We start from the raw sequence: 16,123 nt of genomic DNA on the forward strand, positions 1-16,123 counted from the left end.
CTAGATAAGGTCGAGCGACATATCGATCGCCCTGACTGAATCGGTAAGTTCGCCTATGGAGATCATCTCAACGCCGGTCTTCGCGTATTCCTCGACCGTATCGAGCGTGATACCGCCGGAGACCTCGAGAAGCGGTTTTGTCTTCGAAAGCTTCCTTATCTCGACACATGCTTTTATCTCATTAATACCCATATTGTCGAGCATGATGATATCGGGCCGCCCTCCAAGGGCATCGCTGAATTCTTTAAGCGTTGAAATTTCTATCTCTACCACGGTCCCTTTCCGGCTCTTCTTCCTCGCTTCTTCGACGATACTCTTGAGCGAGAATTCCCGCCCCGGAGACAGATTATTCTTACGGCAATATATATGATTGTCTTTTATAAGCACCTGGTCGTAAAGCCCCATCCTGTGATTGGCGCCGCCGCCTGTAAATACCGCGTATTTTTCAAGATATCTCAACAGCGGGATGGTCTTGCGCGTATCCATTATCTTTACGTCGTAGGGTTTGACTTTATCCTGATACTGTCTGGTCCTGGTCGATATACCGCTCAAGAAAGTGAGAAAATTCAGCATCGTACGCTCAGCGCGCAATATAGATGCCGTCGCGCCTTCGATAAACGCTACATCCTTGCCTTTGCCTACGAAAGTTCCGTCCTTGCAATTAGGTTTGAAGCGAACACTGTAGTCGATCCCGGCCATTACCATCTCGGCTATCTCCAGGCCGCATACGACGCAGTCCTCCCTGGAAATAATTACAGCCTTAGAGATAGACAGCCTGTCAATTAACGGCTGAGTTGTTATATCACCCCTGCCTATATCTTCTTTAAGCGCGGCCTTTATTATCCGTAGCACCCTCGCCCTATCAAGCTGCATATATTATCGAGTATCCATACTGGAATCACTCTCAACAACGTCAGGAAAGCCGGTGTTCTCATCATAGCTCTCGCCCGGACCCATAGTACCCACCTGGGTAACAGGCTCTTCGGAACTGTCTCCTGTATCTATATGCTTAAGCCCTGTGCCGCTTTCCGTCTCTTCTGTTATCACGGCAGCCGCGGAAGCATTCTTAACCTTACCGTCTTCGGCCTCACAAATACCTGCGCACAATGTAATAGCCAACGCACCAGCCAGGACCGCGTATCTCATGCCGCCTCCTTTGCCTTTTTTAAACACCTATCTCTTTTAAGTTATCCTTAATCTTCTTTATCTGAATCGCCAGATCCGTTTTTCGTTCTGTCTGCTTCTCGACTATCTCCTTCGGAGCCTTTGATGTGAAGTTCTTGTCCTTTAAGCGCTGGGTGAGGCCCTTCATCTCGCTCTCCATCCTTGAGTGCTCTTTAACGAGCCGCGCCTTCTCTTTTTCAAAATCGATCAGGCCCTCGAGAGGCAAATATACCTCCATACTCCCTATAACGCTCACCGCCGAGCTTTTCGGCTTGGAATGTTTTCCGATCCTTAAGCCCGATACCCGCGCAAGCTTCTTTATAAGATCGATATTGTCGGATAATAGTTTCTCGTCTTTGGCATCGTGGGTGTTTATTATCGCGTTTACTTCTGTGCGGGGTTCTATATTCCATACCGACCGTATATTTCTTATCGAAGTGATCAGGTCTATAAGCTTTTGCATGGCATCTTCGTCAGGTCTGGATATCATCTGGCTCTGGACGTGCGGCCAGGGTTGTGTCATTATGGAATCTCCGGCAGCATCCTTTGATCTCGGAAGCTTCTGCCATATCTCTTCTGTGATAAAAGGCATAAATGGGTGCAGCATACGAAGCGATTTTTCAAGTATCTTGTACAGTATCACCTGTGAAGATTTTTCGTTTATAGTGGATTTGGCTATCTCTATATACCAATCGCAGAATTCGTGCCAAAGGAATTCATATATGGCGTTCGCCGCCTCATTGAACTTATATTCATCGAGGCACTTTGAAACGTAGCTTAATGTCGAATAGAAACGCGAAAGTATCCATCTCTCGGCCAGCGTAAGCTTCATGGTTTTGAAGGATGTGCATAAATCGACTTCTATCTCTTCGGCCTTCAGATTCATCATTATGAACCTTGAGGCGTTCCAGAGTTTATTAGCAAAGTTCCGGCCCAGCTCAAACCTGGATTCCGACAAATATACATCCTGGCCCTGCGCGGTTATCGATATTATGCTGAAGCGCAGCGCATCCGTGCCGTATTTTTGGATCATATCGAGCGGATCGATGGTATTACCGAGCGACTTCGACATCTTCGTTCCGGTCATATCGCGCACCGTCCCGTGAATATAGACGTTCCTGAACGGTATGTCACCCCTGAACTCGAGGCCCGCCATTATCATCCTCGCCACCCAGAAGAATATTATCTCCTGAGCGGTGACGAGCGAATCCGTAGGGTAAAAGTATTTCAGATCCGGCGTCTCTTTGGGCCAGCCGAATGTCGAAAACGGCCATAGCCATGAAGAGAACCATGTGTCGAGCACATCCGGATCCTGTTCTATCTCTGTCGAGCCGCAGGACGGGCACTTCTCAGGCCTTACTTTGGACACAATAACGGCTTTTTCGCCCCGGCACTTTTTGCAATAGTAAGCAGGGATGCGATGCCCCCACCATATCTGGCGCGATATGCACCAGTCGCGTATATTCTCCATCCAGTCGAGATAGACCTTAGTCCATCGTGCCGGGTAGAATTTTATGCTCCCGTTCTTTACCGCTTCTATAGCGGGCGCGGCGAGCGGCTTCATCCTGACAAACCACTGAAGAGAGAGCCTCGGCTCCACCATAGTGTGGCATCTGTAGCAATGCCCTACGGCATGCCTGTGCGGCTCGGACTTTATGAATAGCCCCCGCGCTTTCAGATCCTCGACGATGGCCTCCCTGGCCTCAAATCGGTCCATTCCCTCATAATCGCCGCCGATAGAATTGATAGTGGCATCATCGTTCATGATGTTTATCTGTTCGAGGCCGTATTTTAAGCCAAGCCCAAAATCCACCGGGTCATGCGCAGGAGTTACCTTGAGAGCGCCGGTGCCGAACTTCATATCGACCAGAGCGTCATAGACTATCTTTAATTCTCTGCCTAAAATCGGAAGCACCAGGGTCTTGCCCTTAAGATCTTTATATCTCTTGTCTTTCGGATTAACAGCTATGGCGACATCCCCAAGCATAGTCTCGGGCCTCGTCGTCGCTATCACAATGTGCTCCTCTTCTTTGCCGGCGGTACCTTTTACCGGATACTTTACATAATAGAGCATGCCGTCCACATCTTTATGCTGCGACTCCTCATCCGAAAGCGCTGTATGGCATCGAGGGCACCAGTTTATTATGTAATTTCCTTTATAGATCAGACCTTTCTCGTGAAGCCGCACGAATACGTCAAGGACCGCCTCGGAAAGCCCTTCGTCCATCGTAAAACGCGTGCGCTCCCAATCGCAGGAGCATCCTAACTTCTTAAGCTGTTTTATGATAGTCGATCCGTACTCGTCGCGCCACTTCCATACTTTTTCGATGAATTTTTCGCGCCCTAAATCATGGCGCTTTAATCCCTCTTTTGCAAGGGCCCTCTCCACGACGTTTTGGGTAGCTATGCCGGCGTGGTCCGTCCCGGGCATCCATTCGGCTTCAAAGGCCTGCATTCTTTTAAACCGGATCAGGATATCCTGTATAGTATTATTCAATGCATGGCCCATATGAAGGATTCCTGTGATATTCGGGGGCGGGATCACTATTGAGTAGGGCTTCTTCTTTGAGTTGGAGTCGGCGTGAAAATACCCTTTCGACTCCCAATCAGAATAGATCCTCTCCTCAACCTCGTGAGGGTTATATGTTTTCGATAGTTCCACGATCACTCTTTCGGATTAACGTATTTTGACAGAAGTGCCATTGCCTCTTCATTGTCGCTTGTCTGAACAACCATCCTGGACCCTTCTACAGGAGATGAAGATGAGGTAATATAGAGATACCTGATGTCTATCCCGGCATTCTTAAGCTCGGTAGTCACCACCTTGAGCGCACCGGGCTTATTGTCCAGCTCTACTAGCACGACCTCAGACTCTTTGATAGACTTATATTTTTTCTTTTTGAGCTCATTGACGATAGTAAGGTTCGCGCTGGTGACTATCATAAGTTTTGCGGTCTTGCCCGATTCATAACCCAGTGCGGATTCAATATTTATACCTCTGTCCGCAAGCATCTTAGAGATATCGGCAAGCAGCCCTACCTTATTTTTTGTTGATATCGTCAGTTCCTCTCCCAACATTACACTCTTTATCATACCCGCCTCCGCAAAGGATACCCATGAAGACCGAAAGATCTATTTTTTCGAATCTTTCAACAGCTTATATTCCACTGAATCAACAAGCGCAAGCCATGAGGCATCGATTATATTCTCGGATACGCCCATCGTCCACCATGAATCCTGCTTGTCCTGTGATTGTATGAGCACTCTGACCCTGGCCGCAGTCCCTTCCTTCTCATCCAGGACACGGACTTTGTAGTCCGTAAGATGCATCTCGTCGAGCTTGGGATAAAACTTCTTCAATGCTTTTCTGAGCGCGCTATCGAGCGCGTTAACAGGGCCGTCCCCCAGAGACGCTGTATGCTCGGACTCCTTGCCCACCTTAAGCTTTATAGTCGCTTCCGAAGACATCTTGCCGTTTTTCCGTTTCTCGATTATGACCCTGAAATCCTCAAGCTCGAAGAAATCTTTAAACTTCTTCATGATGCGCTTTATCAATAACTCAAGAGATGCCTCTGCGGTCTCAAAATGATATCCCTTATGTTCGAGGCTCTGCAGTGTATTCAGTATGCTTCTGGACTTTTCGGTATCTTTGCCCAGGTCCAGGTTCATCTCCTGGGCCTTCTTAAAGATAGTCGATTTTCCGGAGAGCTCCGATATCAGAAGGCGCCTGTGATTTCCAACCATACCGGGATCGGCATGCTCGTACGTTATCGGGTTCTTCAGGATAGCGTTTATGTGAACGCCCGCTTTATGGGCGAACGCGCTATTGCCGACATACGGCTGCCGGTCCTCAAGCTTCATATTACAGATTTCCGCGACGAACCTCGCGATTTCGGTTAATTCTTTTAATTGCATATCGGAGACGCAAGCGATATCGAGCTTAAGCCTAAGGTTCGCTATGATCGAGATCAGGTTAGCATTGCCGCACCTTTCGCCGTACCCGTTGATCGTGCCCTGGACCTGAATGCATCCCGCCTGTATGGCAGCCACGGAATTCGCCACCGCCATATCGCAATCGTTATGAGCGTGGATCCCTATAGGCGTGGAAATGGCCGCCTTCACCTCTTCCACTATCTCGAATACCTGAGATGTTATGGTACCGCCGTTTGTGTCGCAAAGCACTATCCTGTCCGCACCGGATGAAGAAGCTGACTTTATGCACCTGATCGCGTACTCTTTGTTGCCCTTGAACCCGTCGAAAAAGTGCTCTGCATCGAAAAAGACAGTCCTTCCTTTGGACTTCAGGTACTTCACCGAGTCCTCTATCATCAATAGGTTTTCGCCCGGATCGCATTTAAAGACATCCCTGACATGCAGGTCCCACGATTTCCCGAATATCGTTATGACCTTTGTATCGGCATCGAGAAGGGCACTGAGCACCTTATCCTGAGAAGCCTTAACACCGGCGCGCCTGGTGCTGCCGAACGCGACGAGCTTTGACTTTTTGAGGCCGAGCGATTTGGCCTTCTTAAAGAACTCCATATCTTTAGGATTCGCTCCGGGCCATCCGCCCTCAATGAAGTCGACGCCCAGCTCGTCCAGCTTTTCACAGATCTTGAGCTTGTCCGCTACGGTGAAAGATATGCCTTCCGACTGCGCGCCGTCTCTCAGGGTCGTATCATAAAGCTCTATCTTATTCATCTCTTCCCCTTTTTCCCCAGGCCGAACTTCGTGTGTATGGCCCGGACCGCGTTATGGCCGGACTTCTTGTTCACTACGCACGATATCTTTATCTCGCTCGTCGATATCATTTCGATGTTTATGTTATTTTCGGCCAGCGCTTCAAACATCTTCGCCGCGATGCCGGAGTGGCTTCTCATTCCTATGCCCACGATCGAGACTTTGGCGATATCTTTATCGAACGTGACATCCCCCGCGCCGATCTTTTTCGATATATCCTTGGATGCCTTTATGGTCCTGGATAGATCTATCGACGGCACGGTAAATGAAACATCGGTGGCGCCCGTGCGCGAAACGTTCTGCACTATCATGTCTACGTTTATATCCTGCTTAGCGATCTCCCTGAATATCTTTGCCGCTATTCCCGGCTTATCAGGCACATCGCATATGGTCACCTTCGCCTCATCGCTGTTCATAGCAACTCCGGAAACGACCGTATCTTCCATCGCCCTCACCTCCTTGGAGATTATTGTACCCTGCTTGTTGGAAAAACTTGATCTCACATGTATCGGAACCCCAAACTTCATAGCGACTTCTATTGAACGCGGCTGCAGCACCTGCGCTCCGAGAGATGCCAGCTCGAACATCTCCTCGTAGCTTATACGGTCGATCTTCCTCGCGTCCTTGACTATCCTGGGGTCAGCGGTGAAGACGCCTTCGACATCCGTATGCATCTCACAGACCTTCGCGTTCAGCACCTTGGCAAGCGCTACGGCGGTCAGATTTGAGCCTCCGCGGCCAAGAGTGGTGATATTATAGTTAAGGTCCACGCCCTGGAAGCCCGCCACTATGACTATCCTCTTTTTCTTCAATGCCTCCTCTATCCGTTTTGCGTTAATATCGATGATACGGGCCCTGGTGAAAGAGTTATCGGTTATTATGCCGACCTGCGCGCCTGTGAAAGATATAGCGTCTCCGCCCAGCTCATGTATCGCCATGGCGAGGAGCGCGCATGATACCTGCTCGCCCGTGGATATCAACATATCCAGTTCGCGTTCGGCCGGATTATTTGTGATCTGGAGCGCGAGAGCTATAAGATTATCCGTAGTATCTCCGAGTGCCGAGACGACCACCACCACATCATAACCTTCCGCTTTGGCTTTTATAACCCTCTTCGCCACATTCTGGATCTTTTCGACATCGGCAACGCTTGAGCCGCCATATTTCTGGACTATGATTCCTTTTCCCATATCATCATCCCTGTTATTTATTCTTTATCAGCATTTCGGTGAGCCGGGCGCCTGACTTAAATTTCACCTTGGCGGCCATGGCGTTTGTTTCATTATAAGCGCTGAATCCGTTATGCTTGACTCCCGTGCCTGCCATTACAAAAGGCGCCGGATCTGAAACATGAGTCTTGATCGCAAGTGGCGTAGCATGATCGGCCAAAACCATTATTCTGTAATCGCCGACGCTCTGAAGGTACTTCCATACGGCGCCGACAACATATTTATCAAAATTCTCTATAGCCCTTATCTTCTCTCTGACTTCGCCGTTATGGCCGGCTTCATCCGGCGCCTCGACATGGACGAAGACGAAATCCTTATTCTTGAGGCATTCGACCGCGTAGGCGCCCTTTCCCTGATAGTTCGTGTCATAATACCCGGTAGCCCCCGGCACATTTATCAGCTCGAGCCCGATGAGCTTCCCTATGCCGTTCACGAGATCGACCGCTGAGATGACCGCGCCGTCTATCCCGAAGAGCCCCTTAAAACTCGGCATGTTCGGATTTGTGCCCTGGCCCCAGAGCCAGATCATATTGGCCGGATTTTCCTTAAGATCGATACGCACTTTATTTATTTCCTGGCCGTTTAAAAGGCCCCTGGACTCCTCCATAAGTTTTATAAGCGCTTCAGCGCCTCTTCCCCGCGGCAAGTGCTTCGATATTGACTTACCGCTGATGTCATGGGGCGGAGTGCATGCGATCTTCATAAGTTCCGTGACCCCGTCCGGAGATCTGGTCTTGAATACGACCAGATTGCGGTAGCTCTTTCCATGATAAAATTTAACTCTATCGGAACCGAGCTTCTCGTCCAGGAATTTTATCAGGATGCTCGACTCCCGTTCCGATATGTGGCCCGCACTATAGTCGGCCAGCGTGTCGTTATTAGCGGTTATCAGATTGCATCTGAAAGCTATCTCATCCTCAGCCAGCTCCACTCCGATGTTCGCCGCCTCAAGCGGCCCTCTGCCGGTATAATAGGTCTTCGGGTCATAGCCCATTATCGAAAGGTTCGCTATGTCGCTGGCAGGCTTCATCCCTGTCGGCACAGTCTTGACCAGCCCGATCATACCATTTTTAACGATATCGTTTATGTTGGGTATCTTTGCTACATCAAGCGGCGTCTTGTCGCCAAGTTCCGGCACCGGGTAATCGCTCATTCCGTCGCCGACCAGTATGGCGTATTTCATAAGCCTATCTCCTTCAGGATCAATTCGACCTTAGGCTCCAGCGTTATGGGCCTGGCAACGCTGGCTATCGCCCTGTCGGGATCTTTTAACCCGTGCCCTGTCAGGATACATACGATCCTCGCTTTTTGACCCTTAAAAAATCCTTTTTTAGCGAGCTTTAATATTCCGGCGACGCTTGCGGCGCTGGCCGGTTCGACAAAGACGCCTTCCCTGGAAGCCAATAGTTTGTACGCGGCAAGTATCTCTTCGTCGGAAACCATATCTATGAGCCCGCCGGATTCGTCACGCGCTGCCACAGCCTGTTTCCAGCTCGCGGGGTTTCCGATCTTGATAGCTGTAGCGATAGTGTGCGGTTCTTTGACGGGATGTCCGAGAACGATAGGGGCCGCGCCCTCCGCCTGGAACCCCAACATCTTCGGCAGCTTTGAACTTATGCCCGCCGCTTTATATTCTTTATAGCCCTTCCAGTAAGCGGTGATATTCCCGGCGTTGCCCACCGGGATCGCATGAAATTCAGGCGCATCGCCCAGCGAGTCGCATATCTCGAAGGCTCCGGTCTTTTGCCCTTCGATCCTGTAAGGATTAAGCGAATTGACAAGCGTTATCGGATACTTGCCGGATATCTCCTTTACCAGCTCCAGGGCATCGTCGAAATTTCCTTTTATGGCTATCACCTTCGCGCCGTGAATGAGCGCCTGCGAAAGCTTGCCAAGGGCTATATTGCCGTCAGGGATGAGGACAATGGATTTAAGCCCGGCCCTGGCGGAATATGCCGCCGCCGACGCGGACGTGTTGCCTGTCGACGCGCAGATCACGACCTTCGACCCCTCCTCAAGCGCTTTTGATATCGCCATCGTCATCCCTCGGTCTTTAAAAGAACCTGTGGGGTTAAGACCTTCATATTTCAGATATACTTCGATGCCCTCGCCGATAAGCGATGATATCCGCGAAGCGCATACAAGAGGAGTATTGCCCTCATTCAGGCTTACCACAGGAGTCTTTTCGGTAACCGGTAGGAATTTCCCGTATTTTTCTATTAACCCTTTATAAAACATCAATTCTCCACTCTTATCCTGACCAGCTTTTTGCCTATTACATTGAGAGCTCTTATTTCACTCAAAGCTTTCGACATATCTTTCTCTAATGAATCGTGAGTCATCATCACTATCGGCACCGCGCCGACAGCGCGCCTTTCTTTCTGTGTAACGCTTGCGATACTTATATTATGTTTCGCGAGGATCCCCGATATCTTTGCTAAAACACCCGGCTTATCCAACGCGAGGAATTTTATATAATACCGGGTCCGGACCTCATCCATCTTCTTTATGCGCGCCACATCCTTCCTGATTGGCACATGCTTCTGAGATGTATTTCGGCCTCCACAGCAGGAGATCTTGCTATTCCCAGCTATTGAGATAATATCGCTTATGACAGCGCTTGAAGTCGGAAGAGCCCCTGCTCCCTGCCCATAGAAAAGATTTTCTCCTACAAGATCCCCCTTAACGAAGATTGCGTTGTAGACGCCGTTAACATTAGCCAGCAAATGCGTTTTTTCAATTAATGTCGGATGGACGCGAAGCTCGAGTTCATCTCCGGACCTTTTTGCGATCGCAAGCGGCTTTACAGCATACCCCATATCGAGTGCGTACTCTATATCGTCCCTATCGATATCCGTAATGCCTTCTGTGAATATGTCTGAACCCTTAGCGGTGATACCGAACCCTAAACTAGCAAGGACGGAAAGCTTATGCGCCGAATCGCCGCCGCTGATATCCAGGCGCGGGTCCCGCTCGGCATATCCCTTATCTTGCGCTATCTCGAGCGCCTCGTTAAACGAGACCTTCTCCTCGGCCATCTTCGATAAGATAAAATTACTGGTCCCGTTAATAATACCGTAGACAAGGCTGAATCTGTTAGCGATGAAACCCTCCTTCATCGCCCGTATTATCGGGATGCCGCCGCCCACGCTTGCCTCAAAACCCACCGAAAGGCCAAGTTCGTCAGCCAGGGCGAATATCTCAGGTCCGGAATCGGATAATAGCGCTTTATTGGCGGTGACCACGCTCTTGCCGGCCCTGAGCGCCTCCATCACGATAGACTTTGCGGGTTCGACGCCTCCGACGAGCTCCACTACGATATCCACCTTTGGGTCGTAAATAACCTTGCCGATAGACGTTGTCAGCAATTTTTTATTTACCGTAACAGGCCTCCTGGCCTTCAGGTCTTTATCGCATATCCAGGCGATATTGACATCTACACCGCTCTTATCCCGCAGGTATCTGCTCTTCGATTTAAGCGCTTTGACCACACCTGCGCCGATCGTGCCGAATCCGATTATTCCGACATTTATCTTCTTCATGTTCTCCCTCAAATGTAAACTACTATTAAAATGGTCGGGGGGACCAGATTTGAACTGGCGACCCCTTGCACCCCAAGCAAGTGCTCTAGCCGGGCTGAGCCACCCCCCGAAAACGTATATATCATTATATTACTATATATGAAGCAATATTATATCAAACTTGACCGATCGCAGGCAACAAGAAAATCGCCTTCGGTGATGACTTTCGCGATTTTCAGTGGTATGGGAAGGTGTTTTATACTTTCCTATACCATAAAAAAGAGGCTCTCGATAGCCTCTTAATTAATGGGATCAAAACGGACATGGCTCCTACCCGCTCAATATTCCCCCTCGATTTTAGGCGAGCGTGTCATCAGGTCATGAACCGCTTTCTTCGGATCCTTATTCTCATATAAGACTTTATATATTTCACAGGTGATGGGCATATCTACCTTATATTTACTCGCAAGATCGAAGGCGGATCTGGCCGTCACCACACCCTCGACAACCATATCGGTCTCTTTCAATATCGCTTTAAGTGACTTTCCTTTGCCGATCTCCTCGCCGAGCCATCTATTTCTTGAATACTGGCTTATGCATGTCGTCATGAGATCTCCAAGTCCGCTAAGGCCGTAGAATGTCTCAGCCCTGCCCCCCATCGCTACCCCAAGCCGGACCATCTCTACCAGGCCCCTGGTCAGAAGCGCCGCTTTCGCGTTCGTTCCGAACCCAAGCGCATCTATGGATCCCGCGGCTATCGCTATGATATTCTTTAAGGACCCTCCGACTTCGACACCGGCAACATCATCGGTAGCATATATCCTGAAACGTTCCGTCATGAATATTTCCTGGACGAGGACAGCGAAGTCGATATCACTGGATGCGGCCACGGCAGTGCTCGGTGAGAGGTTGGCAACCTCAAGAGCTATCGTAGGACCCGATAATACCGCGAGCTTATGTTCTCCCAGCACCTCACATATCACTTCGGACATTCGTTTCAGTGTGCTGTTCTCTATGCCCTTGGTGACGCTTACAAAAAGCTTGTCCGAAAGGTCTTCCATCTTCAGCATGGTCAATACGCCTCTCATGAACTGGGACGGCACAGCAAGCACAATAAGCTCTCTGCCTTTAAGCGCATCTCCGAGTGAAGCGGTGAACTTAACGCTATCGGGTATCTTGACTCCGGGCAGGAATTTAATATTCTCCCGCGTAGATTTCAATACCTCTATGTATTCGGGAAATGCGCCCCATATGGTGACATTATAACCTTTTTTAGCGAGAAGTACCGCAAGAGTGGTGCCCCAGCCTCCATCGCCTATAATGCAGATATTTTTTATTTTTGGCATAGGTTTCTTATATCACAGCGCATTCAGGGATGTCAACGAAAAGATGCTCTCCCTGGGTCGGAAAATCATGCTTATAATAAAACCCCGGGGGTTATTGTCCGCCCGGGGTTAATTTAAAGACTTATATGTGAATATTATCTTTTTCTCTTCTTCGCCTTCTTGGTTGTTTTCTTTTTCCTTGCTTTCTTATGGGCTGCGCATGACATGCATGACATATTTATCAACCCCCTTTCGTTATGTGCATTAAGTATACCTTACAATGCCGCTATTGACAAATTTATCTTTTTTTCTATCGAATAATATATTTAGTTTTCTTTAGCAGCGGATGGCTCCTTATATCGTCAGATACCGCTTTGGACATCCCGGGCTTGCCCAGCTTATAATACATATAATTCTTGTATCCCTCAACTCCCGGCTGGTCAAAAGCATTCACTCCGAGGAGCTCTCCTTCAAAAGCCGTCGCTATCTCGAAAAAGAATAGAACAGCCCCCCAGTAAAACGGCGAGATCTCGGGTAGTGTTATCGTGCAATTCGGACGCTCCTCTCTGACCAGTGCCCATTCGGTAGCCTCCTCGGCTATTGAGATAAGTTTTGAATACGGCCTTCCTTCCAGAAAATCGCCGGTGCCTGAAACTTTAATATCATCCTTGAAACGTTCCACCTTTATGAATGTAACCGTTTTATTATTTTCGCCTTCAATGTTATTCTGCTGTATCGAATGAAGGTCGTTTGTGCCGCGCGCGGGTATCGGAGTCCTGCCGGTATTGACTATATTACCGCTATCCTGCCCCCAGATCTCCCTGCCGTCGTCCTGCCTGATCTTCCTGGCGTATTTTTTCCCCAAGCTCTCAGCCAAAAGCTGCACATACCAATCCGCGGTGGATTTTAGCCTCTCAGAGAATGGCATTACGATAGCGATGGACTTGTTCTTCTTTCGATACATGATCGTTTGAAGAACGGCATACAGATATGCCGGGTTTTTCGCAAGGTTCGCTTCCCCGCATTGCCTGGCCATTGCCTTCGCGCCATCGAGAACTTTCTGTATGTCAATACCTGCTATAGCTAAATGCAGTAGCCCTATATTTAATTCCGAGAACCGACCTCCAACGCCTTTCATCACGCTCAAGTTTCGAAAACTGAGCGGATCTTTTGCCTGCTCAAAGTCTACTTTTTTTCTGAGCGTACCGCTACCGGGATCAGTTATAGCTATAATCTGCCTGCCATAACGCGCTCCCACCGATCTTTTAAGCCATTTCTCGATTACGGAAAACGCCGCCTTGGTTTCGGTCGTTTCGCCTGATTTCGAAATAACGACAATGAAAGTTTTTTTTGGGTCAATATTCTTCAATAATACGCTAAGCGTGTCAGGGTCCATATTATTTCCGTCAAAATAAATTTTCGGCCTGCCGCGCCGTAAAGAGCTGAATTCATTATAATACGCAGGGCACAATGCATCCTGCGCGGCTTTCAGTCCTAAGTACGATCCGCCTATACCAAGCGATACGACGTTTTCATATGATGAAGCTATTTCGTCGCCCAGTCTCTGAATGGCCTTTACGGTATCTTTGGCCTGATACGGCAGCTTAGCCCACTCGAGCCCCAGGATTATCCTGTTGTCGCGGTTGGCGAGTACATCCTTAAGATGTTTGTGAGCGGAGCTTGCGCTTTTTCTTATCTGCCTGATATCCTCTTCTGTTGCTCCATGGCGCTTGCCTACGCTATGGCTGAACATGTTATTGAAATCGAACTTTATTTTTTCCATAAAAAAGCCTTCCCTCTTTCTATTATTTTTCGAAAAAATCAATCCCTGTCCGGCGGAGCATCCCTGCCAGTTTTGCGATCGGTAGCCCCACAACGTTATAAAAACAGCCCTCGATACGATCGATGAATATGCCGCCCAGACCCTGGATATCGAACGATCCGGCCTTATCGAGAGGAGAGACTTTTTTAAAATAGTTCATTATCTGCTTATCGCTCAGTTTATACATATAGATCTTAGTTTTTTCGTAATCGAGATATCTTTTACCATTATCAATATCTATTACCGCCACGCCGCTATATACCCATTGCGGCTTGTTCGAAAGGAGTTTCAGCGTCCGGCGAGCATCCTTCAGATCTCTTGGTTTACCGATCATCTTTTTTCCTACAAGGACTACGGTATCCGCGCCTATCACAACCCCGGAGCGATAACGGCGCGCTACATCAAGAGCTTTTTCCATTGCATTATTCATCACGATCCGGCTTGCCTTGCCCCGTAAAATATGGCATTCTCTTGTCCTTGATAAGGCGACGGTGAACTTAAGGCCCATCTGCCTTAAGAGTTTCTGCCTTGCTTTCGATCCCGATGCAAGTATTATTTTACGCAATCTGCCGCCTCCCTTCCCGCGATATAACCGGAGGCCCACGCCCAGGCAAGATTATATCCGCCCCTCTTGCCGTTAACATCCAGTATTTCGCCCGCGAAATACAGACCCTTTTTTACAACCGATCCCAGGCTCATCGCATCGACTTCTTTCACATCTACGCCGCCCGCGGTAAAGTCCGCTTCATTCCATCCTCTGGTCCCTATGACTTTAAATCGCCTGTCTTTCAAGTTCCTCGTGATCAATTTAGGCTCTTTAGTTTTTAGTATCTCTTTTAATGCGGCGCCGAACTTGTTGGGCAATATCCCGGTGGTAAGATCTTCTGCCAGAAGGCCACCTTGAATCCTTTTTAACAGCTCGTTCGATAGCTCAACCTCGTCCATAAACGGTACCATATCTATAGAAAGGACTGCATCGCCCGACCTATTACGATTGATCGCGATAGAGACCTCTTCGCTGATGTCCAGGATCGCGCTGCCGGATAACCCGTATTTTGTGAATAAGAGGTCGCCCGATGATTCGTTTACAGCCTTCCCGTCGATCAGGCTCTTTATCCGCGCAAATATCTTTTGTCCCTGCAAGATATGGCATAACTCATCTTTAATGATCAATGGAACCGCAACAGGCACCGGATCGATTATGGTATGGCCTAAATGTTCAGCGATATTGTAGGCGCTCCCGTCCGATCCGAGGGCGGGATAAGACCTGCCGCCGCAGGCCAGGATGACGGCGGGCCCGGTGACCTTCTTACCCGAATCGGATAATACGGTAAAGCCGTTTTTACTGTCCGTTATTCTCGATACCTTAAAATCGAACTCCACCGGAATGGACAACCTGCTTAGCTCCATGTCGAGAATTTTTAGAACGGTCGCGGATTGGTTTGTCTCGGGGAATATCCTGCCTTCTTCGGAATAAACCTTCAACCCCAGGTTTTCAAAAAAGCTTTTGATATCATTTTTACCAAATTTTGAAAATACGGAATCTACAAGATGTCTCGCGGCAGGATTATAGAATGAGTTATCAAGCGTGTCGTTCAGAAGATTGCAGCGGCCGTTGCCTGAGGCGAGGATCTTTCTGCCGAGCCGGTTCATCCGCTCGCATATCACAACCGGAATACCCCGGCGTTTTACGCTGATCGCGGCAAGGATCCCCGAAGCGCCGCCGCCTATGATTATTACCGGATTACTACGCCCTTCCAAGATATTCGCCTGTGCGGCTGTCGACCAGTATGGTCTCGCCTTCTTCGATAAATAACGGGACCTGGACCACAAGCCCCGTCTCCATCGTTGCCGGTTTCATGGCTCTGCCGGACGTATCGCCTTTGGCTCCGGGCGCCGATTCGACTATCTTCAGTGACACGCTGACCGGAATTTCAATGGTAACGGGCGCATGTTCGAAATATAGTATCTCTACGGGGAGGTTCTCTTTCAGATAATCCTTGGACTTACCCACTAACTCCGTTGGCAGGGATAGGCTCTCGTAATTCTCCATATCCATGAAGTGAACTCCGGAATGGTCGCTATATAGATACTGCGCTTTCTTCGATTCTAGATCGGCCTTCTCTACCGAGTCGGCCGGGCTAAAGCGCTTATTGACCAATTTTTCGCCAACTACGCTCTTTAGCGTCATCTGGTATATCGCGCGCAGGTTTCCGGGGGTCCTGTGCTCAACGTCAATTACAACAAAAAGCTCTCCCCCGTCCTTTATTATCATCCCTCTCTTCAACTCCGAAGCTTTCACTGAAATTACCTCCGATTTTA

At 48.9% G+C, this 16,123-nt stretch carries 14 protein-coding genes and 1 tRNA gene; all 15 read right to left on the bottom strand.

Translation table 11 applies throughout. The features are described 5' to 3' along the window. Nucleotides 1-873 (bottom strand): carboxylating nicotinate-nucleotide diphosphorylase, encoded by an 873-nt coding sequence (nadC, locus tag NTY76_04035; GenBank protein MCX5678260.1) that lies wholly within the window; start codon nucleotides 871-873, stop codon nucleotides 1-3. Between the two features lie 3 nt (nucleotides 874-876). Then, nucleotides 877-1,146 (bottom strand): hypothetical protein, encoded by a 270-nt coding sequence (locus tag NTY76_04040; GenBank protein ID MCX5678261.1) that lies wholly within the window; start codon nucleotides 1,144-1,146, stop codon nucleotides 877-879. Nucleotides 1,147-1,165: 19 nt separating this feature from the next. Next, nucleotides 1,166-3,832, bottom strand: coding sequence for a valine--tRNA ligase (locus NTY76_04045; GenBank protein ID MCX5678262.1), 2,667 nt, complete (start codon nucleotides 3,830-3,832; stop codon nucleotides 1,166-1,168). After that, nucleotides 3,829-4,257, bottom strand: coding sequence for an ACT domain-containing protein (locus NTY76_04050; GenBank protein ID MCX5678263.1), 429 nt, complete (start codon nucleotides 4,255-4,257; stop codon nucleotides 3,829-3,831). The genes NTY76_04045 and NTY76_04050 overlap by 4 nt, the downstream gene beginning before the upstream one ends. A gap of 39 nt (nucleotides 4,258-4,296) precedes the next feature. After that, nucleotides 4,297-5,865, bottom strand: a complete 1,569-nt coding sequence (gene cimA, locus NTY76_04055) for a citramalate synthase (protein ID MCX5678264.1) — start codon at nucleotides 5,863-5,865, stop codon at nucleotides 4,297-4,299. Further along, the gene (locus NTY76_04060) at nucleotides 5,862-7,094 is read right to left on the bottom strand and encodes an aspartate kinase (protein ID MCX5678265.1); all 1,233 of its coding nucleotides are present in this window, start codon (nucleotides 7,092-7,094) and stop codon (nucleotides 5,862-5,864) included. Before NTY76_04060 ends, cimA begins: the two co-directional genes overlap by 4 nt. Before the next feature lie 13 nt (nucleotides 7,095-7,107). Then, nucleotides 7,108-8,316, bottom strand: a complete 1,209-nt coding sequence (locus NTY76_04065; GenBank protein ID MCX5678266.1) for a cofactor-independent phosphoglycerate mutase — start codon at nucleotides 8,314-8,316, stop codon at nucleotides 7,108-7,110. Beyond that, nucleotides 8,313-9,371 carry a threonine synthase gene (gene thrC / locus NTY76_04070; GenBank protein ID MCX5678267.1) on the bottom strand — a complete coding sequence of 353 codons (1,059 nt, stop codon included), beginning with the start codon at nucleotides 9,369-9,371 and terminating at the stop codon, nucleotides 8,313-8,315. Before thrC ends, NTY76_04065 begins: the two co-directional genes overlap by 4 nt. After that, nucleotides 9,371-10,675 carry a homoserine dehydrogenase gene (locus tag NTY76_04075; protein MCX5678268.1) on the bottom strand — a complete coding sequence of 435 codons (1,305 nt, stop codon included), beginning with the start codon at nucleotides 10,673-10,675 and terminating at the stop codon, nucleotides 9,371-9,373. Before NTY76_04075 ends, thrC begins: the two co-directional genes overlap by 1 nt. A 31-nt stretch (nucleotides 10,676-10,706) precedes the next feature. Then, a tRNA-Pro gene (locus NTY76_04080) sits at nucleotides 10,707-10,784 on the bottom strand. A 208-nt stretch (nucleotides 10,785-10,992) separates the two neighbouring features. Beyond that, entirely contained in the window at nucleotides 10,993-12,000 is a 1,008-nt protein-coding gene (locus NTY76_04085) for an NAD(P)-dependent glycerol-3-phosphate dehydrogenase (protein ID MCX5678269.1), read from the bottom strand. Nucleotides 12,001-12,289: 289 nt separating this feature from the next. Beyond that, nucleotides 12,290-13,762, bottom strand: a complete 1,473-nt coding sequence (locus NTY76_04090; GenBank protein ID MCX5678270.1) for a glucose-6-phosphate isomerase — start codon at nucleotides 13,760-13,762, stop codon at nucleotides 12,290-12,292. A 22-nt stretch (nucleotides 13,763-13,784) separates the two neighbouring features. Further along, nucleotides 13,785-14,366 (bottom strand): Maf family protein, encoded by a 582-nt coding sequence (locus NTY76_04095; GenBank protein MCX5678271.1) that lies wholly within the window; start codon nucleotides 14,364-14,366, stop codon nucleotides 13,785-13,787. Further along, complete coding sequence (locus NTY76_04100; protein ID MCX5678272.1) at nucleotides 14,354-15,562, bottom strand: NAD(P)/FAD-dependent oxidoreductase; 1,209 nt, start codon at nucleotides 15,560-15,562, stop codon at nucleotides 14,354-14,356. Before NTY76_04100 ends, NTY76_04095 begins: the two co-directional genes overlap by 13 nt. Beyond that, nucleotides 15,549-16,103 (bottom strand): elongation factor P, encoded by a 555-nt coding sequence (efp, locus tag NTY76_04105; protein ID MCX5678273.1) that lies wholly within the window; start codon nucleotides 16,101-16,103, stop codon nucleotides 15,549-15,551. Before efp ends, NTY76_04100 begins: the two co-directional genes overlap by 14 nt. Between the last annotated feature and the right edge of the window lie 20 nt (nucleotides 16,104-16,123).

The organism is Candidatus Omnitrophota bacterium (genome assembly GCA_026387175.1).
Classification (GTDB): domain Bacteria; phylum Omnitrophota; class Gorgyraeia; order 2-01-FULL-45-10; family 2-01-FULL-45-10; genus CAIMPC01.

Coding starts and splice junctions, on each gene's coding strand:
- NTY76_04060 (MCX5678265.1), bottom strand. CDS start 7,094: ATGGGAAAAGGAATCATAGTCCAGAAATATGGCGGCTCAAGCGTTGCC.
- nadC (MCX5678260.1), bottom strand. CDS start 873: ATGCAGCTTGATAGGGCGAGGGTGCTACGGATAATAAAGGCCGCGCTT.
- NTY76_04065 (MCX5678266.1), bottom strand. CDS start 8,316: ATGAAATACGCCATACTGGTCGGCGACGGAATGAGCGATTACCCGGTG.
- NTY76_04075 (MCX5678268.1), bottom strand. CDS start 10,675: ATGAAGAAGATAAATGTCGGAATAATCGGATTCGGCACGATCGGCGCA.
- thrC (MCX5678267.1), bottom strand. CDS start 9,371: ATGTTTTATAAAGGGTTAATAGAAAAATACGGGAAATTCCTACCGGTT.
- NTY76_04040 (MCX5678261.1), bottom strand. CDS start 1,146: ATGAGATACGCGGTCCTGGCTGGTGCGTTGGCTATTACATTGTGCGCA.
- NTY76_04085 (MCX5678269.1), bottom strand. CDS start 12,000: ATGCCAAAAATAAAAAATATCTGCATTATAGGCGATGGAGGCTGGGGC.
- cimA (MCX5678264.1), bottom strand. CDS start 5,865: ATGAATAAGATAGAGCTTTATGATACGACCCTGAGAGACGGCGCGCAG.
- NTY76_04050 (MCX5678263.1), bottom strand. CDS start 4,257: ATGATAAAGAGTGTAATGTTGGGAGAGGAACTGACGATATCAACAAAA.
- NTY76_04090 (MCX5678270.1), bottom strand. CDS start 13,762: ATGGAAAAAATAAAGTTCGATTTCAATAACATGTTCAGCCATAGCGTA.